This is a genomic window from Acinetobacter brisouii CIP 110357, assembly GCF_000488275.1.
GTDB lineage: Bacteria > Pseudomonadota > Gammaproteobacteria > Pseudomonadales > Moraxellaceae > Acinetobacter > Acinetobacter brisouii.
Map to the genome: position 1 here is coordinate 801,316 of NZ_KI530762.1, position 18,562 is coordinate 819,877.

The following is an 18,562-nucleotide window of genomic DNA, read 5'->3' on the forward strand; positions in this document are numbered from 1 at the left end:
GTGTATCAAGGTAAAAACGAGCGGAGAGAAGATGAATCTGCTTCTTTTGGGTGTACTGCTGGCATTGATTGCAGTTGCATACCAGTTAGGCTTAAAAAAGAGCCGTCAGTTGGCAGGGGAAGGCAATAGCTCCGTTAGTTTGCACTCCCGTCCTGGGTATTACGGTGCCCTTGTTGCAATGTGGTGTGGTATTCCTGCGTTCCTTATTTTGGCGATTTGGAATCTGTTGGAACCCACTTTACTGCATGAGGCGGTATTTAATCAGGTGCCTGCATCGGTGCTTTTAAATTTAGATGATGCGAGTAAAACTGTTTTACTCGATCATGTTCAAGCGATTGCTACAGGATTTGGTGTTACTGATCAGGTCATGCCATATGAGCTAAAAGCCGCACAACAGTATGCACAGTTTGTGAAAATTGGTGAATATGCCAAGTTTGCGGTCGTGATCTGTGTCGCAATGGTCGGTCTTATTTTTGCTCAAAAATGCATTAGTCAAAAATATCGTGCCCGTAACCATGTAGAAAAAGTCATTCGTATGAGTTTGGCGTTATGTTCAGGTGTTGCGATTCTGACGACGATTGGTATTGTCATGTCAATGCTGAGTGAAGCCTTGCATTTTTTTCATTTTGTTAGTCCAAGTACATTTTTCTTCGGTACTGAATGGAATCCTGGCTTTAGCACAACAGGTAGCGCAGAAGGCAGCTATGGTTTATTGCCCTTGTTATGGGGAACGCTCATGGTGAGTGCAATTGCCTTACTGGTATCCATTCCTGTTGGGTTAATGATCGCAATTTACCTTGCTGAATATGCCTCTCCAAGACTGCGCGCATGGGCAAAACCAAGCATTGAAATTTTGGCAGGAATTCCAACAATTGTGTATGGGGTTTTTGCTTTAATGGTGGTTGGACCATTCTTTAAGTATGTAGGCACCAGTATTGGTGTAGATATTAATGCAACAAGTGCATTAACGGCTGGTTTTGTCATGGGTGTGATGATCATTCCATTTGTTTCATCGTTGTCTGATGACATTATTACCCAAGTGCCACGTACTTTGCGTGATGGTTCTTTGGGACTGGGTGCAACACAGTCTGAAACGATTCGTCAGGTGGTTTTACCTGCTGCGTTGCCAGGTATTGTGGGGGCATTTTTGCTGGCGACATCACGTGCCATTGGTGAAACCATGATTGTGGTACTTGCAGCAGGCAACAGCCCATTGTTGCAGGTCAATCCACTAGAAGCGGTTTCTACCGTGACCGTGACCATTGTGAACCAGTTAACGGGTGATACAGACTTTGCAAGTCCTCAAGCACTGGTTGCCTTTGCATTAGGTTTAACGCTGTTCATCATTACCCTGTGTCTTAATGTTGTTGCACTCTATATTGTGCGTAAATATCGTGAGCAATACGAATGAGTATGACCTCAATGCGGCAACCTGCGGTTGATCCGAAAATTGCTGCAGAGTTGCGTGAAAAACGTAAAAGAATGATTACCCAGTCTTTGGCAAAGCGCCACCGTAAAGAAAAAATCTTTCGGTCTTTGGGATTGTCAGCCGTTGTGACAGGTCTATTCTTTGTGGCGGTATTGTTCGGTAGTATTTTGTATAAAGGTTTACCTTCATTCTGGCAAACCAGTATGACCATTCCTGTGTATTTTGATCCAAAGATGATTGATGTAGGTGCAAAACCTGTCCAACGAGCAGGTGAATCTCCAGCCAAATATCAAGAGCGTTATATCGATTGGCAAACGAAAATGGGAATGGTTGACTGGGATAGCATGATTGTTAAGGGCATGATTGCAAAAGATCCGAGTCTTGCTGGACAAGAAGATAATTTACGCAGTATTTATGCCAGCTCTGAAGCCTTTCGTATTCGTGATATGGTCTTTAAAGATACCAGCCTGATTGGTAAAAAAGAGGAATTAAAGTTCCTTGCTGAAGCAAATGTGGATGTGTGGCTGGCTGGCAAGATTGATCGTAGTTTACCTGATGACCAACAACAGCTGAGTCCTGAGGTACGTAAACTGGTCGATCAATTAGCAAAGAAAAATATGCTTGAGCGTACTTTTAACTTCAATATCTTTACCAATAGTGACTCAAGGAGTTCACCTGCATCGAGTGGTTTGGCAGGTGCTTTTATGGGGTCGTTGTTCATGATGCTGATCGTGATCTTTGTTGCGATTCCAATTGGTGTGGCGAGCGCGATTTATCTGGAAGAGTTTGCCAAGAAAAATATTCTGACCGATATTATTGAAGTGAATATCAATAATTTGGCAGCAGTTCCTTCAATTGTATTTGGTTTGTTGGGTGCTGCAATTTTTGTGGGCTGGATGCATTTGCCATTATCTGCACCTATGGTGGGTGGTTTGGTTCTGAGTTTAATGACCTTGCCAACAATCATTATTACCACACGTGCAGCACTAAAAGCGGTACCGCCTTCGATTCGCCAAGCGGCTCAAGGCTTGGGAGCATCCAACGTACAAACTGTTTTGCATCATGTTTTGCCACTCGCACTGCCTGGTATTTTAACGGGTGCGATTATTGGTGTGGCTCAGGCTTTGGGTGAAACCGCACCATTACTCTTAATTGGCATGAGTGCTTTCGTCGCGAGTGTTCCTGCTACGCCACTGGATCAATCGACGGCATTGCCAGTACAGATTTTTCTATGGCAGGGCAATGAACTTCGTAACTTTTTTGAAGGTCGTACCGAAGCTGCGATTATTGTGTTATTAGTCATGATGATTGGGCTAAACGGTTTGGCGATCTGGTTACGCAAGAAATTTGAAGTTCGTTGGTAATCGGGGCAAAATAACGTGAATACAGCAAAGATAACTTCATTACAAACGCAGGATATACAGGTGATGCCAGAATCTCATACGTCATACGAAGGTACTCAACATCATCGTCCAGTGAATGTTCATATTGGTCACTTTGACCAACACGAAAGCCATAAGAAAAAAGCAGTGCAAGAGGTGAAAATCAGCACTGAAAATGTACATGTTTACTATGGCGAAACGGAAGCCATTAAAGGTATTGATTTAAATATTTATCAAAATGAAGTGATTGCTTTTATTGGGCCATCGGGTTGTGGTAAATCAACGTTTTTACGTACTTTAAATCGTATGAATGACACGATTGACAGTTGCCGTGTTACAGGAAAGGTGACACTGGATCAACAGGATATTTATGACCCGAGCCTAGATGTTGTATTGTTACGTGCACAGGTTGGAATGGTGTTTCAAAAACCAAATCCGTTTCCCAAGTCGATTTTTGATAATGTGTCTTATGGCCCTAAGCTTCATGGCTTGGCGCGTGACAAATACGACATGGAGGAAATTGTAGAAAACAGCTTGCGTAAAGCGGGTTTGTGGGAAGAAGTCAAAGATCGTTTAAACCAGCCAGGGACGAGCTTGTCAGGTGGTCAGCAACAGCGTTTATGTATTGCGCGTACTATAGCAGTCAGCCCAGAAGTCATTTTGATGGATGAACCTTGTTCAGCGCTCGACCCAATTGCAACTGCAAAAATTGAAGAATTGATTTCTGATTTGTCAGCGCAATACACCATTGCGATTGTAACGCATTCAATGCAGCAAGCAGCACGCGTGTCTGACCGTACTGCATATTTTCATTTGGGCGACTTGATTGAAGTTAATTCAACAGAGAAAGTCTTTACCCAGCCAGACCACCAATTAACAGAAGCTTATATTACAGGCCGCTTTGGTTGATTTTTGATTTAAATTTAAGATTTTAAATTATATCCTCATGTTTACATGGGGATTTTTATTGAATTGTAGTGATTCATGTTTGTCTATTGATTTTTACGACTGAAACCCTCATCTTGAAGTCATGACTTTATGTATTAGGCTAAGATATGCTATTTCAATTGCCCAAAATTCCCGCTGAAATTCACGTGACCCATCTCAATGCACGTGTTAATGAACAAAGAAAGAAAATTATTCAAAGCACAGCATCAAAACTTGAACTGTTACAATTTAATAAACAGTTAGCCAAAGAAGCAAAGCAGCGCAAAAAGAACAATCAGAAAGTTTATATTGTTGACTTTAATGGTGATGTACAAGCATCTGCTGTTTCAGCTTTACGTGAAGAAATTACCCTCATTTTGTCAACTGCAAAAGCAGGGCAAGACCGAGTCGTGATTCGTCTTGAAAGCCCAGGCGGCATGGTACATGGTTATGGTCTGGCTGCAGCTCAATTGGTGCGTTTACGTGAAGCAGGTTTTCATGTCACGATTGTGGTTGATAAGGTCGCGGCTAGCGGTGGCTATATGATGGCATGTATCGCGAATGAAATTATTGCAGCACCATTTGCGATTGTAGGGTCTATTGGTGTGGTGGCTCAGGTTCCGAACTTTAACCGTTTGCTGCGTGAACATCACGTTGATTTTGAACTATATACTGCTGGGCAATATAAACGTACCGTGACGATGTTTGGGGAAAATACCCAAGAAGGGAAAGACAAGTTCGAGCAGGAGCTTCAACAGACTCATACACTGTTTAAGCACTTTGTTGAAAAATATCGTCCAAAACTGAATGTGGAAAAAGTGGCAACAGGTGAGCACTGGTATGGTCAGGATGCGCTAGAGTTGAATCTGATTGATGAATTACAAACTTCAGATGAAGTCATCTTGAAGCTTTTGCCGCAGTATGATGTGTATCTGATTAGCACGCGCCGTAAACCAACTTTAGGTGAAAAATTAGGTTTGCAGGCAGCACAAATTGCAGACCAGCTTATCCCTGCAATGATGAATAAACTGACCGATGTATTGACTAAGGTAAACCAGTCGCAGGTACAGTTACGAGATCCAAAACTATAATTTTGAGTTCTCATTAGCCAGCTATATGCTGGCTTTTTTATGTCGTGTTAAAAAGTTTCGAATTAGTTGAGTGACTTCGGAAGCATGTGTTTTGGCAAAATCGTGCTGTCCTTGGGTAATGATGTTTAAATCGGATTGTTTAAGCTGTTGCTGTAAATATTGCCCGATAGCCACTGGGCTGATGGGATCAGATTCGCCCCAAAGTAACAGGGTCGGGCAGTGAATCTGGTGTAATTGATCTTGATAGTTGCTTTGTGCCGTCATAAACCAGTCAGGCACGTTTAAATATTCCTGACGGTAGGTTTCTCGCCAGTCAGCCACCTTAAAACCAGTAAGATCAATCCCGCCAGATGTTGCAAGAAGAACCAGACCACGAATTAATTCAGGTTTACGTAGGGCAGCGGCTATTGCAAATATGCCACCCATAGACTGAGCAACCAAATAGCATGGTTGCTGAATCTGATCGAGTACATACTCTGTAAGTTGTTGGAAATTCAGAATATTAGGATTGGCTGGAGTTTGACCAAACCCAGGATAGCCAATGATGTCGGCTTGATAATCTTTGGCAAGATCTTTTTGTACAGGCTGCCAGAACTGGGTACTTCCAGATGCACCAGGCAGAAAAAGAATTTTCGTGTCTATAAATATTTTTCTTGTTGATTGTTTTTGATAAAAAATAAGCCCAGAAATTCTGAGCTTATTTAAGGATGGCTATAAAATTATTCAATAAATTTTACAGTCACGCCAGCTTTTACTTTGCTTGCTAAATCATTGGCATCCCAGTTGGTTAAACGAATACAACCATGTGATGCTGTTTTAGAAATTGCAGATGGATTTGGTGTACCATGAATACCAAATGAACGCTTACTCAAACCAATCCAGACATTACCCACAGGAGCATTTGGGCCAGGTGGCAGAGTCAAAGGTTTTAAGTTCTTGCCTTGTACAAAGTTACTTGGAGAGTAACTGTAGTAAGGGTTTTTGGTGGCACCAACAACTTTGTATGTTCCTGTTGGAGATGGAGTATCGCTACTGCCAATCGTTGCAGGGAATGAACCGATCATTTGGTTACGGTCATTGAACAAATACAATTGTTTTGCACCTTTATGCGCCACAATCAAATGAATATTTTCAGGTAAATTATTGCGGATGTTGGTCACAATAATTTTTTCACCGACTTTATTAAACGTTGCTTTTGGATTGAGCTGTTTTAAAAATTCCTCATCCATATGGAACTTTTCACCCAGCATTTCAGTGACGCGAGTGTAATATAGACCTGGCATTTTCGCTTGTAATGCATAGTCTGAAGGAATGCTTTTCGCATATGGACCTTTTAAGTCAGCTTCAGTAATGCTGTATTCTATAAATGCAGGTTTGTTCTGAGTCGCAATTAAAGCATTCCAAGTCGCTTGATCAAGCTCCCCTGTAGTCGGTAGACCTTGCATTTGCTGGAAAGAAGCTAAGGCTTTGAGCGTGTTTTTGCCACTGCTACCATCAATTGCACCAGGCGAAGCATGGTTATTGTTCAACATGACTTGTGCGCGTGCATAGACAGGGAATTGCCCTTTACCAATGTTTGGATACCATTGAATATTATTTAAATTATCAAGAGTCCATGCATGTTTTGCAGCGTTATTTTTTGTTGATGTCGCTGTGGTTTTCTCTGAACTTTGATCAATCGTTTTAACCGTTTTGGTGACTTGGTTAAGATTGTTCTGCTCTTGTTGGGTGATTTGTACTTCAGATGCCGCTGTCACCGATGCAACCTCAGAGGCTGCAGGACTACGACCTTCCATAACTTCAGACGCCGCTTTGGTATCGAGCGCAAGAGGATTGATCGGGTCTTGAATAGTAGTCGTTGAGGCTACTTTTTTGGGATTTAACGGTTGCTCTGCATTAGGAGCTGCAAAAGCAGTATTTAGCATGAGGTAGCTTAGACTCATAGCGAGTAATGAGCGAACGAACATCTAATTCAACCTTAAGAATTATGTATGTATGATGAAAAAACGCGGTCAGTATTACAGAAATTATAAACCGATGCATTAATTATTTCGTATCCGTATTGCGTCTATAAAAATAACAAGCGGCTTGATTATTCAAAATACGGGCTTTTTGTTATGATAGGTGAATTTTTGATGATTCATGGAAAGGATATGACGACTTTAAAAAATGATCGTTTCCTACGTGCTTTATTACGTGAACCTGTTGATACGACACCTGTCTGGATGATGCGTCAGGCAGGGCGGTATTTACCAGAGTATCGCGCAACACGTGCCCAGGCAGGCGATTTCCTTTCTTTATGTAAAAATACCGATTTTGCATGTGAAGTGACATTGCAACCTTTGCGTCGTTATGCGTTGGACGCTGCTATTTTATTTTCCGACATTTTAACTGTACCTGATGCTTTGGGTTTGGGTTTGTACTTTGAAGCTGGGGAAGGGCCAAAATTTCATAAAACAGTCAGAACTGAACAAGATATTGCACAGCTCCCTAAGCTCAATGCTAAAACAGACTTGGGTTATGTGATGGACGCGGTTTCGACCATTCGTTCGGCATTGGCAGGGCAAGTCCCGTTGATTGGCTTTTCGGGAAGCCCGTGGACACTGGCAACTTATATGGTTGAGGGTGGATCAAGTAAGGAATTCCGTTTTACCAAACAGATGATGTATGCCCAACCTGAGCTGTTGCATGCTTTACTTGATCATCTGGCAGAGTCGGTGATTGATTATTTAAATGCACAAATTGATGCAGGTGCTCAAGCAATTCAGATTTTTGACAGTTGGGGTGGCTCACTGGCACATCGTGAGTATCAGGAATTTTCTTTGCAATATATGCAGAAAATTATTGCAGGTTTACAACGCGAAAAAGATGGACAGCGCATTCCTGTAATTCTCTTTACCAAAGGCGGTGGGCAATGGCTGATTCCAATGCTGGCAACGGGTGCTGATGCTTTGGGGCTAGATTGGACAACGTCACTGAAAACGGCTCGTGAACTGGTACAGGGGCAAGTGGCTCTACAAGGGAATTTAGATCCTGCGATTTTATATGGTTCGCCAAAATCGATAGAAAGAGCCGTGCATGCCATGCTGGATGATGCTTATGCGCATGGTGAAAAAACAGGTTATATTGCTAATCTTGGACATGGAATTACCCAATGGGTCAATCCAGATCATGCCAAAGTGTTTGTGGATACGGTTCATGAATATAGTGCCAAGTATCTAGGCTAAATTTGCGTGAACCTCACCGTTCGTTTTATTTATACCGTAGTGCAGCGTGCAATGTCCGCTGCACTTTTTGGTATTTTATTACTCATCATTTTTGCCTTGAGTTTTAAAATGGGGCATCACCCGTATTTGGGTTTTTACCGTTACGATTATTTATTTTTTTGTGCAGTGTTGATTCAGGGATTGATGCTGTATTTTCGGATGGAATCATGGCAAGAAGCCAAAGTGATTGCCTTGTTTCATGTTATGGCAATGATCATGGAACTGGTTCTGACTGCACCCAAAATCGGTTCTTGGCAGTATCCCGAACCTGCGATCTTGAAAATTTTAACTGTCCCGCTCTTTGCCGGTTTTATGTATTCGGCAATTGGTAGTTTTTTTGCCCGCTCGATTCGGCTGTTTTATATTTCATTTGAAAAGTTACCAAGCCTGCTTAACATGCTGGCATTGGCGTTGTGTGCTTATATTAACTTTATCAGTAAGTTTTTTATTCAGGATATTCGCAGTATTTTATTTGTCTGGAGTGTGCTGATTTTTTGGAAAACCAAAGTCAATTTCCAAGTGTTAAAAAGCACATGGCATTTGCCGATGCTCCCTGTGCTGCTGTTTTTGGCATTTTTGATCTGGATTGCGGAAAATATCAGTACTTTTTATGATATCTGGGTTTATCCAAGCCAGATTGATGGTTGGCATATTGTCTGGTGGGGAAAAATCGGTTCGTGGTATTTATTGTTATTGCTGAGCTTGGTGCTGGTCATGAAGATCTTGGGTAAACGCGATACCCAAGGCAATTGGCAGATTGATGATGTTCATCTCTCAGATAAAAAAGGCAAGTAAATACTTGCCTTTGGTCATCGAGCTTAATAGCTTTCAGGAACAACGCGTAAAAATTCGCGGCGGACTTCTTCGTCAGTTTTAAATTGACCAACAAAAGAAACTGTACGTGTGGTTGAGTTTTGTTTACCAACACCACGCATCATCATACACATATGTGCGGAATCAATCACAACGGCAACACCGCGTGCATGAGTCACGCTTGCGACTGCTTCAGCGATTTGCTGCGTTAAATTTTCCTGAATTTGCAAACGACGTGCAAACATTTCAGTAATTCGAGCAAATTTAGAAAGACCCAACACTTGTCCTTCAGGCAAATAAGCAATATGCACACGACCATAGAATGGTAAAAGGTGATGTTCACAGAGCGAATAAAATTCGATATTTTTCACCAGCACCATTTCGCGGTTTTCTGATGGGAAAACAGCATTGTTTGTAACTTCTTCAAGCGTTTGATTATAACCTGAAGTCAAATACGAAAAAGCGCGCGCCGCACGAACAGGCGTATCTTTAAGGCCTGGACGTTGAAGATCTTCACCAACTGCGGTGAGAATTTTTTCGTAGGATTGCTGCATAGACATAACAGGTGTTCACTTACACTGGTTGAGCAAGCTCGGCATTTTAACAGAAAACTTGCGAAAGACCGATACTAATTATTAAAACAGCTTACTGTTTATACTTTGGATTTTTTTCAGCACGTTTCAGTAAAACCAAAACTGCACCTGTTCCACCCTGATTTTCAGGGGCACTGACAAAAGCCAATACATCACGATGCTGACGTAGCCAACCATTGACATAGGTTTTTAAAATCGCTTCTGGCCCTTTACCATGTACGATTTTAATGACATTCTGGTTTTCATCTTTTGCCATTTGAATCAGTTGCAAAATCGCAGCGCGAGCCTGTTCAACGGTACAACCATGCAGGTCAACTGCTTCAAACCAGCGCAGTTTACCTGTTTTTAAATCTTCAAACACACGGTGCTGCAATGTTGCAACCCGATAGTTTAAGGTTTGTTGACTGCCTACTGGGTTTAATGCAGCCTGAGTATCTGACAGTTCTGCATTTTCACTTTCGGTAGCACCTTCCGCTGCAACACGTTTTGCCAGTGTTTGGGCATCAAGTTTTTTTTGCTTGCTACGATTTAAGTTAGCAATATTGCTATTGTCTAACTTTTGCACACCTTGTGTGGCTTTTTTAAATAAATCCCAGTCATCCTCAGGTTCTTCAACTTTGGTTTGGGCAGCAGCTTGTTGTTGTGCCAATTGAGTTGTATGTGGATGAGTGATTTGTTTTTTAAACTGCTTGAGCAGGGACAGTTGCTCTTTTGACAGCGCAGAATCTTTATTACTCATGATAATAAAACATAAAAAAGTGAAATTTTGCTAAGTATAGTACGAAATGACGTGGGGTGAGAAATCAAAAGCCACAGACATATTTTTTAATCTAAATTGCTTTCAAGTAGGGCGGAGGATGCTTTGAAAAATTTTAAATGGTTTTGAAGAATGACAAATATAAAAAACCGAATCCAGACGCATCTAAATTCGGCTTATATCAAGATGTTTTTATAACTGTTCAGGCGTACCAAATAGTGCTTGGAATGCTTGCACAGGATCAGGCTGTTTCATAAAGCTTTCGCCAACCAAGAAGCTGTGAATATCATGTTCTTGCATGATCTTGACATCTTCAGTGGTCGCAATGCCGCTTTCCGTGACGAGTAAACGCTGTGGATCAAGCAATTTTTTCAAACGTAATGAAGTATTTAAATCAACTTCAAACGTTTTTAAGTTACGGTTATTGACACCAAGTAAGCAGCGTTCATCCAGTTGCAGGGCACGCTCAAGTTCGGCTTCATCATGCACTTCAACCAATACATCGAGGTTGAGTTCAAATGCAGTCTGTGACATTTCCTGTAACTGTTGATCGGACAAGCACGCCACGATCAGCAAAATACAATCGGCATGCAAAGCGCGTGCTTCAACCACATTGTAAGGGTCGATCAAGAAGTCTTTACGCAAGGCAGGTAAAGCACAGTGAGTACGGGCAATTTGAATATTTTCATCTGCGCCTTGGAAGAAGTCGACATCGGTAAGTACCGACAAACATGCTGCACCCGCACGTTCGTATTGCTGTGCGATTTCAGCAGGGTTGAAGTTGGCGCGAATCACGCCTTTGGATGGCGATGCTTTTTTAATTTCAGCAATCACGCCTGGACGTTTAGAGCGTAGTGCTTGGGCAAAGCCACGTACAGGTGTTGCTTGGGCAGCCAGTTGTTCAAGGTCTTGCAGGCTATATTTTTGACGGCGCGCGGCGAGTTCCTCAACTTTACGATCAACAATTTTACCTAAAATTGTGTTTGCAATATCTACCATCACCGTTCCTTATGCGCTTTCAATCTGTTTTAGAGTTTTTGTAAATTCGGCAAAAACGCTCATTTTTTCTAGCGCCTGACCACCATCAATAATATCTTGAGCAAAAGCAACGCCTTGTTTGTAGTCTTTTGCCAAACCTGCGACATAAATACCTGCACCCGCATTGAGTGCAATCATATCGGCAGCTTTCTGCCCAATTTCTGATTTGTTCCGTCCAAGCGCATCTTTAATCAGTTTTAAACTGGCTTCAGGGCTATCAATAATTAAGCCATGTAAACTTTGTGATTCAATTCCAACATCTTCAGGTGTAATCACCCACGACTGAATTTCACCATTTTTTAGTTCGGCAACGGTAGTGGTTGCTGCAAGGCTGATTTCATCCAGACCATCTTTGGAATGCACGACCATGACATGTTCAGCACCAAGTTGCTTCATGACCTCTGCCATTGGGTAGCATAACTCGTCAGAAAACACGCCAATGACGAGGCGTTTTACCCCAGCAGGGTTGGTGAGTGGGCCAAGCAAATTAAAAATGGTACGAATACCCAGTTCTTTACGTGGGCCAATCGCATGTTTCATGGCGGTATGATGGTTGGGTGCAAACAGGAAACCAATGCCCATTTCACGGATACAGCGCTCGGTTTGAGCAATGTTCAGATTGAGCTGAATGCCTGCCTGTTCAAGAAGATCTGATGAACCTGATTTGCTTGATACGCCGCGGTTACCGTGTTTGGCAATACTTGCACCAGCGGCAGCAATCACAAAACTAGACGCTGTAGAGACATTAAATAAGTTTTGTCCGTCACCGCCTGTGCCGACAATATCGACTAAATGAGGAACATCACTCACATCAATTTTAATGGCCAGTTCACGCATCACTTGTGCGGCCGCCGTAATTTCGTCAATGCTTTCACCTTTGAGGCGAAGCCCCATCAATAAAGCACCAATTTGCGCATCTGTGGCTTCACCTTGCATGATGCTACGCATGACATCTTGCATCTGGCTTTGGGTCAGGTGAATGTTTTTTGTAATATGGTTTAAAGCTTGTTGAATGTTCATGGCAACCGCTATTTGTAAATATCAAGGAAATTTTGGAAAATTTTGTGTCCGTGCTGGCTCAGAATCGATTCTGGGTGGAACTGCACGCCTTCAACAGGCAATGTCTTGTGTTTTACACCCATAATTTCTTCCATTGAACCATCTGCTTCTTGCGTCCAGCAGGTGACTTCCAGACACTCAGGCAATGTTGCTTGGTCAATCACCAAAGAGTGATAACGCGTTGCAGTAAATGGTGATGGTAAATCACTAAAAATCCCAGTATTGCTGTGATACATGTCAGATAAACGACCATGCATGACATGTTTGGCACGTACAATTTTACCGCCAAAAGCCTGTCCAATACTTTGATGCCCCAAACACACGCCGAGCAAAGGAATTTTACCTGCAAAATGCTGAATGGCAGGAATGGAAATCCCTGCTTCAGTTGGCGAGCAAGGGCCAGGACCAATCACCAGATACTTTGGTTGCCATCGTTCAATATCCTCTAATGAGACTTGATCATTGCGAACTACTTTTACTTCCTGATTTAATTCGCCAAAGTACTGGACGATGTTGTAAGTAAAGGAGTCGTAATTGTCTATCATTAGAAGCATGATATTTAACCTATTGAAGTGCATGCACGTTAAATGTGCTTAGTCCAAAATTACTGATATAGAACATAAAAAACCCTTATCGTAAGAGAAAAAATAAAGGCAATTTCTATAGCGAAAATCATCATAGCAAAAAATAACCATTTTTTGCTGAACTATTTCATGCTGAATTGTTGCATTCTCAACCAAGTGTCGTCTGTGAATTTACTCAAAGTCGGCTAGAGTTTTTATGCCTGACTTAAGTAAGATGAGGGTCGGGAGGATTGTTCCAGTAAAATTTATAACGCACTAAACCTGCACAATATATGGGATAGGGGCTGTTTCATTAAGATTTAAGTCATGGGTTTTGCTTATGAATTTGCTAAACGCAGCGATAACGATGTTTGTAATTGACATTAAATGTTCAAAAAAATGCGTTACTGTATAAAAAAATAGCAATCAAATCGCCATAATCCGTTTATAAATGCACTGCATTAAATCAAAAAGGAAGAATTGCACTTTTTTGGTTCGTTTTATGTGGCTTTTTGGGGAAAGCATAAGAAAATGTCTGAATATGGTGCATTTCATTTTGCACTCAGTATAATAATGATGAAATAATTAGCTAATATTTATTTAGAATATATATTTATCAATAATTTAGCTAATATTTGAAAAGTTGGCACGGGAGTTGCTTTATTACGTCCAACTTCTAACATGCACCTCATACGTGCAATAAAAATACTTGATTGGAGCATAGAGCATGGCGAACAAGGTCCTTGAACTCATCAAAGAAAGTGGCGCTAAATGGGTCGATTTTCGCTTTACAGATACGATTGGTAAAGAGCAACACGTAACTTACCCTGCTGATTCAATTGATGAAGATACATTTGAAGATGGTAAAATGTTCGATGGTTCTTCAATTGCAGGTTGGAAAGGTATTGAAGCATCTGACATGATCTTGCGCCCAGACGCAGAAACATGTTTCATCGACCCGTTCTTCGCTGAACCAACTGTTGTAGTGACTTGTGACGTTATCGAGCCATCTACTGGTCAAGGTTATGAGCGTGACCCACGTTCAATCGCTCGTCGTGCAGAAGAATACTTAAAATCTACAGGTATCGGTGATACTGCATTCTTCGGTCCAGAACCAGAATTCTTTGTATTTGACGAAGTGAAATGGGACATCGACATGTCTGGCGCTCGTCATACATTGATCGCTGAAGAAGCTGCTTGGTCAACTGGTAAAGATTACGAGTCTGGTAACTCTGGTCACCGTCCACGTGTTAAAGGCGGTTACTTCCCAGTTCCACCAGTAGATTCTCATCATGATATGCGTGCTGAGATGTGTAACAAAATCGAAGACATCATGGGCGCTGGTCGTGTAGAAGTTCACCACCACGAAGTTGCATCTTGCCAGTTAGAAATTGGTGTAAGTTTCAACACTATGGTTCTTAAAGCTGACGAAGTACAACAGTTCAAATATGTTGTTCACAACGTTGCGCACCAATATGCAAAAACTGCAACCTTTATGCCTAAACCAATGGTAGGTGATAACGGTTCTGGTATGCACGTTCATATGTCAATTTCTAAAGATGGCAAGAACTTGTTTGCTGGTGATGAATATGCAGGTTTGTCAGAAATGGCACTTTACTTCATCGGTGGTGTGATCAAGCACGCTCGTGCATTGAACGCAATTACTAACCCTTCTACTAACTCGTACAAGCGTTTAGTTCCACACTTTGAAGCACCAATTATGCTTGCTTATTCAGCACGTAACCGTTCGGCTTCTATCCGTATTCCATACGTTTCTAGCCCTAAAGGCAAACGTATCGAAGCACGTTTCCCTGACCCAATGATGAACCCGTACTTAGGTTTTGCAGCATTGTTGATGGCTGGTATTGACGGTATCCAAAACAAGATCCACCCAGGCGAAGCTGCTGACAAAAACTTGTATGACCTTCCTCCTGAAGAAGAAGCAAAAATCCCTACAGTGGCTCACAGCCTAGAAATGGCGTTAGAAGCACTTCAAGCGGATCACGAGTTCTTGTTGAAAGGTGGCGTGTTCACTAAAGAAATGTTGGAAGCTTATATCGACCTTAAAATGGCAGATGTACGTCGCCTTAACACAACAACTCACCCAGTTGAATTTGATATGTACTACAGCTTGTAATTTTACGGCTGTATTCATACCGAAAAAAGCTCGCCTTGTGCGGGCTTTTTTATTGTCGATCTTGGCTATAATAAGAAAAGATAACTGTTGTGTGAGGATAGACTTTTGAGTGACGAGCGATTATTAAAACTAGATAACCAGCTTTGTTTTGCAGTGTATTCTGCTAACTTGGCATTTAATCAAAAATATCGCCAGTTACTTGCACCTTTAGGGATTACTTATCCTCAGTATTTGGTCATGTTGGTTTTATGGGAAAAGGATCGGATCACAGTGTCTGAGATTGGCAAGCGCCTTTATTTGGAATCTTCAACCTTAACGCCAATGCTGAAAAAATTAGAAAATTCAGGCTTGATTACTCGACAGCGTTCCGAACAGGATGAAAGACAAGTGTTAATTGGCTTAACTCAGCAAGGTGCGGCATTAAAACAACAAGCACAGGCTATTCCTGAACTGATTCAGCAAACCAGTCAGTGTGATTTACAAACTTTAATTGAGTTGAAACATCAGCTTGAACAATTGCGTGCTAAATTGATCAAATAATTTACAGTTTGGTCGCTGTGAGTTATTGACTGAATATTTATATCGTGTACGATATATTTGTGTGATACTTAATTTAAAGGAAGAAATCATGTCATTAGAACAGGTCGTATATACTGCAAAAGCCAAAGCAACAGGTGGGCGCGATGGTCGTGCCGTTTCAAGTGATGGTGTTTTGGACATACAACTGGGTGTACCTAAAGAAATGGGCGGTGCAGGTGGTGCATTTACCAACCCCGAACAGTTGTTTGCTGCAGGTTATTCGGCATGCTTTTTAGGTGCATTGAAATTTGTTGCAGCACGTGACAAATTTGATATGCCTAAAGATGCATTTATTGAAGGGGAAGTGGGTATTGGTCCAATCCCAACAGGATTTAGTATTGAAGTGACATTAAATATTCACTTGCCTGGAATGCCACGTGATGAAGCACAGAAACTGGTCGATGCAGCGCATATCGTTTGTCCGTATTCAAATGCAACCCGTGGCAATATTGACGTGACTTTAAAGATCGTTGAATAAAACCTAACCTGATGTGAAAAAGGCTTATCTTTCGATAAGCCTTTTTTATTAGTGTTGATCAGCAGTTTTTGCTTCAGGATCTTGTTTGAGTTTGTCAAATTGTTGTTGAGAACTCATTGCTGCAGATGCATTGCTGTCTTGTTGGTATTTTTCAGCGTAACCAGCACGTTCTTGATCATACTGGGCTCTGGTCTTGACATCTTGAGAAGCTGCAATAAATAGTAACAACACTAAAGCAATAGGAATAAGAAGTGCGATGGCAAAAATTGTCCAGCGCTTACGATCGCGAGCTCGGATTTCTTGTGGTGTTAACATGGGAAATATCCTAAATGGGGCGAAAAGAAACTGACTGACACAGTGCCTAGGTCGCTAGTTTAGAGGATCACTTCACTGAGTCAAAACAAATTCTGCTAGGAATTGGTAACTGCATTAAAAAAGCCCATAAGTAGACTTATGGGCTTTAGAATCTGGCTCTCCAACCTGGGCTCGAACCAGGGACCTGCGGATTAACAGTCCGTCGCTCTACCGACTGAGCTATTGGAGAATCTGGGTAAGGATTTTATGGATTACTTAAGTATAGGTCAAGCCTCTATATGCGATTTTTTGATTTTTTGAGCTTAATTGTTTTAAAAATAATCAGTTATGCCAGTGATATCGTTTAGGACTTAAATCAAATTGCAATATAAATCCACTAATTTAAAGCAAGTGGCAAAACAATACAGATAACAGGAGCCTCTTTGTGAATTTAAAACCACTTTTACTCAGCAGTTGTGTGGCAATCGCAGTCAGTGCGTGTAGTAGCTTGCCGCAGACTACAGCATCACGAAGTAGCCTAATTGCCCCATATGCTAAGGGGCAGTTGGATCAGTTTTCAGGTGCAACCCGCCTAACTGCAGAACGTAGCGAGGCGCTCAAGGCTTCGATTAGCTCTCGTCATGTCAAGCATGTGATTTTATTTATTGGAGATGGCACCAGCGACTCGGAAATTACTATCGCCCGTAATTATGTTGAGGGGGCGGGAGGTTATTTTAAAGGAATTGATGTCTTGCCATTTACAGGCAGTTATACCACCTATTCGGTCAATAAAGACAAAACCATTGATTATGTAACAGATTCGGCAGCATCGGCTTCTGCATGGGCAATGGGTATAAAAACCTATAATGGTGCAATTGGGGTTGATGTGCAGGCAAAAGCACATGAATCAATTTTAGCATTGGCAAAACGTGCAGGTTATGCAACGGGTAATGTCACCACAACCGAGTTACAGGATGCGACGCCTGCGGCACTGATTGCGCATGTCACCCATCGTAAATGCTATTCACCATCTTCAACAGCAAAACTCTGCCCAACCAATGCTTTGGAAAATGGTGGGCTAGGTTCGATTAGTGAGCAACTGCTCGATGCTCGTGCCGATGTAACTCTGGGTGGCGGTGCAACTTCATTTAATGAAATGGCAACTGTGGGGCAATATAAAGGTCAGACTTTATTGGCGCAGGCTCAGGCGCGTGGTTATAAAATGGTTTCCAATGCTGATCAGTTAAGCCAACTCAGCACAGCCAATCAACAGCAACCTGTTTTAGGCTTATTTGCACAGGGTAATTTACCCGTAAGCTGGATTGGTCCGAAAGCGGTGTTGAATGGTAATAAACAAGCTGCACAGCGTTGCCAAATCAACCCTGCACGTGGGGCAGAGGTGCCTAGTTTGCGTATGATGACGGCAAAAGCGATTCAGCTTCTCGAGAAAAATCCAAAAGGTTTCTTCTTGCAAGTGGAAAGTGGCTCGATTGATAAGCAAAACCATGCTGCTGATCCATGCGGGCAGATTGGTGAAACTGTGGCTTTAGATGAAGCAGTCCAAGAGGCGCTGGCATTTGCTAAAACGCACCCTGATACTTTAATTATTGTTACAGGTGATCACGCACATACCAGTCAGATTATTCCTGTGGATACCGATAGCCCAGGGAAAACTGCAAACTTGCTGACCAAAGACCAGTCGCCAATGGCTGTCAACTATGCCACTTCAACGGGGAATAGTCAGGAGCATACAGGCGCGCAAGTACGTATTGCGGCGTATGGTCCACGTGCAGCAAATGTTTCTGGTTTAATTGATCAGACGGATTTGTTTTTTATTATGCGAGATGCATTGAATATTCACTAGGTTTTCAAATCGTTGTGTGTATGCGCTTATTTTTCTCTCTGTGTAAAGTTTCATATCTGCCAATCAAGAGTAAGAAAAATAAAATGAGTTTATGAAACAGGTTTAATCATAGGCTTGGTTGTTGAATAAATGCACAGCTTGTCTGTGCATTTTTTTATTGTCTCTGATCTGTGGGGGTGTTTTAGAGTAGAGCGGATTGTTTTTTGTTTTGCTTAAACTCGTTATGGAGCGGTGTGAATCAAAATAAGGCTCTTCCATGTATCACAAAAAGAGGGTATTCATGATGGGCTAT

17 protein-coding genes, 1 tRNA gene and 1 pseudogene are annotated in these 18,562 nt (G+C 41.8%); 10 read left to right on the forward strand and 9 right to left on the reverse strand.

The window, feature by feature from the left end; translation table 11 throughout:
* The first annotated feature begins 31 nt into the window (after positions 1-31).
* From pstC to sohB, 4 genes and pseudogenes are all read left to right on the forward strand, one after another.
* On the forward strand, positions 32-1,411 hold the full coding sequence (pstC, locus tag P255_RS03700; protein ID WP_004903702.1) for a phosphate ABC transporter permease subunit PstC: 1,380 nt from the start codon (positions 32-34) through the stop codon (positions 1,409-1,411).
* Entirely contained in the window at positions 1,402-2,793 is a 1,392-nt protein-coding gene (gene pstA / locus P255_RS03705) for a phosphate ABC transporter permease PstA (protein WP_370664277.1), read from the forward strand. The genes pstC and pstA overlap by 10 nt, the downstream gene beginning before the upstream one ends.
* 162 nt (positions 2,794-2,955) lie before the next feature.
* Positions 2,956-3,720 (forward strand): annotated as a pseudogene (pstB, locus tag P255_RS03710) (phosphate ABC transporter ATP-binding protein PstB); the annotation flags it as partial.
* Positions 3,721-3,866: 146 nt separating this feature from the next.
* Positions 3,867-4,829, forward strand: coding sequence for a protease SohB (sohB, locus tag P255_RS03715; RefSeq protein WP_004903709.1), 963 nt, complete (start codon positions 3,867-3,869; stop codon positions 4,827-4,829).
* A 21-nt stretch (positions 4,830-4,850) separates the two neighbouring features.
* On the opposite strand, the gene P255_RS03720 is transcribed toward sohB, so the two are convergent.
* Both P255_RS03720 and P255_RS03725 read right to left on the reverse strand, forming a co-directional pair.
* Complete coding sequence (locus tag P255_RS03720; protein ID WP_035364993.1) at positions 4,851-5,471, reverse strand: alpha/beta fold hydrolase; 621 nt, start codon at positions 5,469-5,471, stop codon at positions 4,851-4,853.
* Between the two features lie 77 nt (positions 5,472-5,548).
* On the reverse strand, positions 5,549-6,796 hold the full coding sequence (locus P255_RS03725) for a L,D-transpeptidase family protein (protein WP_004903712.1): 1,248 nt from the start codon (positions 6,794-6,796) through the stop codon (positions 5,549-5,551).
* Between the two features lie 186 nt (positions 6,797-6,982).
* On the opposite strand from P255_RS03725, the gene hemE reads away from it, so the two are divergent.
* Together hemE and P255_RS03735 are read left to right on the forward strand one after the other, a co-directional pair.
* Positions 6,983-8,056, forward strand: coding sequence for a uroporphyrinogen decarboxylase (gene hemE / locus P255_RS03730; protein WP_035364994.1), 1,074 nt, complete (start codon positions 6,983-6,985; stop codon positions 8,054-8,056).
* 51 nt (positions 8,057-8,107) lie between these two features.
* A complete protein-coding gene (locus P255_RS03735; protein WP_044450231.1) occupies positions 8,108-8,890 on the forward strand; it encodes a DUF817 family protein in 783 nt (260 codons plus the stop codon).
* 23 nt (positions 8,891-8,913) lie between these two features.
* Here the strand turns inward: P255_RS03735 and folE are convergent, their stop codons facing one another.
* The 5 genes from folE to P255_RS03760 all read right to left on the reverse strand — a co-directional run bounded on the left by folE (position 8,914) and on the right by P255_RS03760 (position 12,909).
* Positions 8,914-9,462 (reverse strand): GTP cyclohydrolase I FolE, encoded by a 549-nt coding sequence (folE, locus tag P255_RS03740; RefSeq protein WP_171063649.1) that lies wholly within the window; start codon positions 9,460-9,462, stop codon positions 8,914-8,916.
* Positions 9,463-9,553: 91 nt separating this feature from the next.
* Positions 9,554-10,240, reverse strand: a complete 687-nt coding sequence (locus P255_RS03745) for a Smr/MutS family protein (protein WP_004903720.1) — start codon at positions 10,238-10,240, stop codon at positions 9,554-9,556.
* A 210-nt stretch (positions 10,241-10,450) separates the two neighbouring features.
* A complete protein-coding gene (trpC, locus tag P255_RS03750) occupies positions 10,451-11,257 on the reverse strand; it encodes an indole-3-glycerol phosphate synthase TrpC (protein WP_004903722.1) in 807 nt (268 codons plus the stop codon).
* Between the two features lie 9 nt (positions 11,258-11,266).
* On the reverse strand, positions 11,267-12,316 hold the full coding sequence (trpD, locus tag P255_RS03755) for an anthranilate phosphoribosyltransferase (protein WP_004903724.1): 1,050 nt from the start codon (positions 12,314-12,316) through the stop codon (positions 11,267-11,269).
* Positions 12,317-12,324: 8 nt separating this feature from the next.
* Positions 12,325-12,909, reverse strand: a complete 585-nt coding sequence (locus tag P255_RS03760; RefSeq protein ID WP_004903725.1) for an anthranilate synthase component II — start codon at positions 12,907-12,909, stop codon at positions 12,325-12,327.
* A 736-nt stretch (positions 12,910-13,645) separates the two neighbouring features.
* Here P255_RS03760 and glnA point away from each other — a divergent pair.
* The 3 genes from glnA to P255_RS03775 all read left to right on the forward strand — a co-directional run bounded on the left by glnA (position 13,646) and on the right by P255_RS03775 (position 16,112).
* Positions 13,646-15,055, forward strand: a complete 1,410-nt coding sequence (gene glnA, locus P255_RS03765; RefSeq protein ID WP_004753371.1) for a type I glutamate--ammonia ligase — start codon at positions 13,646-13,648, stop codon at positions 15,053-15,055.
* A gap of 105 nt (positions 15,056-15,160) precedes the next feature.
* Positions 15,161-15,595 carry a MarR family winged helix-turn-helix transcriptional regulator gene (locus P255_RS03770; protein ID WP_004903727.1) on the forward strand — a complete coding sequence of 145 codons (435 nt, stop codon included), beginning with the start codon at positions 15,161-15,163 and terminating at the stop codon, positions 15,593-15,595.
* 88 nt (positions 15,596-15,683) lie between these two features.
* On the forward strand, positions 15,684-16,112 hold the full coding sequence (locus P255_RS03775) for an organic hydroperoxide resistance protein (RefSeq protein ID WP_004903729.1): 429 nt from the start codon (positions 15,684-15,686) through the stop codon (positions 16,110-16,112).
* 48 nt (positions 16,113-16,160) lie between these two features.
* On the opposite strand, the gene P255_RS03780 is transcribed toward P255_RS03775, so the two are convergent.
* Positions 16,161-16,427, reverse strand: a complete 267-nt coding sequence (locus P255_RS03780) for a hypothetical protein (protein WP_004903731.1) — start codon at positions 16,425-16,427, stop codon at positions 16,161-16,163.
* Positions 16,428-16,580: 153 nt separating this feature from the next.
* Positions 16,581-16,656, reverse strand: a tRNA-Asn gene (locus tag P255_RS03785).
* A 195-nt stretch (positions 16,657-16,851) separates the two neighbouring features.
* On the opposite strand from P255_RS03785, the gene phoA reads away from it, so the two are divergent.
* Positions 16,852-18,270, forward strand: coding sequence for an alkaline phosphatase (phoA, locus tag P255_RS03790; protein WP_004903733.1), 1,419 nt, complete (start codon positions 16,852-16,854; stop codon positions 18,268-18,270).
* Positions 18,271-18,562: the final 292 nt, after the last annotated feature.

Excerpts from the sequence above, each read along its gene's own strand:
- sohB (WP_004903709.1), top strand. The coding sequence starts at position 3,867 with ATGCTATTTCAATTGCCCAAAATTCCCGCTGAAATTCACGTGACCCAT.
- folE (WP_171063649.1), bottom strand. The coding sequence starts at position 9,462 with ATGCAGCAATCCTACGAAAAAATTCTCACCGCAGTTGGTGAAGATCTT.
- hemE (WP_035364994.1), top strand. The coding sequence starts at position 6,983 with ATGACGACTTTAAAAAATGATCGTTTCCTACGTGCTTTATTACGTGAA.
- trpD (WP_004903724.1), bottom strand. The coding sequence starts at position 12,316 with ATGAACATTCAACAAGCTTTAAACCATATTACAAAAAACATTCACCTG.
- P255_RS03780 (WP_004903731.1), bottom strand. The coding sequence starts at position 16,427 with ATGTTAACACCACAAGAAATCCGAGCTCGCGATCGTAAGCGCTGGACA.
- P255_RS03735 (WP_044450231.1), top strand. The coding sequence starts at position 8,108 with ATGTCCGCTGCACTTTTTGGTATTTTATTACTCATCATTTTTGCCTTG.
- P255_RS03775 (WP_004903729.1), top strand. The coding sequence starts at position 15,684 with ATGTCATTAGAACAGGTCGTATATACTGCAAAAGCCAAAGCAACAGGT.
- P255_RS03760 (WP_004903725.1), bottom strand. The coding sequence starts at position 12,909 with ATGCTTCTAATGATAGACAATTACGACTCCTTTACTTACAACATCGTC.
- glnA (WP_004753371.1), top strand. The coding sequence starts at position 13,646 with ATGGCGAACAAGGTCCTTGAACTCATCAAAGAAAGTGGCGCTAAATGG.
- P255_RS03745 (WP_004903720.1), bottom strand. The coding sequence starts at position 10,240 with ATGAGTAATAAAGATTCTGCGCTGTCAAAAGAGCAACTGTCCCTGCTC.
- pstC (WP_004903702.1), top strand. The coding sequence starts at position 32 with ATGAATCTGCTTCTTTTGGGTGTACTGCTGGCATTGATTGCAGTTGCA.
- P255_RS03725 (WP_004903712.1), bottom strand. The coding sequence starts at position 6,796 with ATGTTCGTTCGCTCATTACTCGCTATGAGTCTAAGCTACCTCATGCTA.
- trpC (WP_004903722.1), bottom strand. The coding sequence starts at position 11,257 with ATGGTAGATATTGCAAACACAATTTTAGGTAAAATTGTTGATCGTAAA.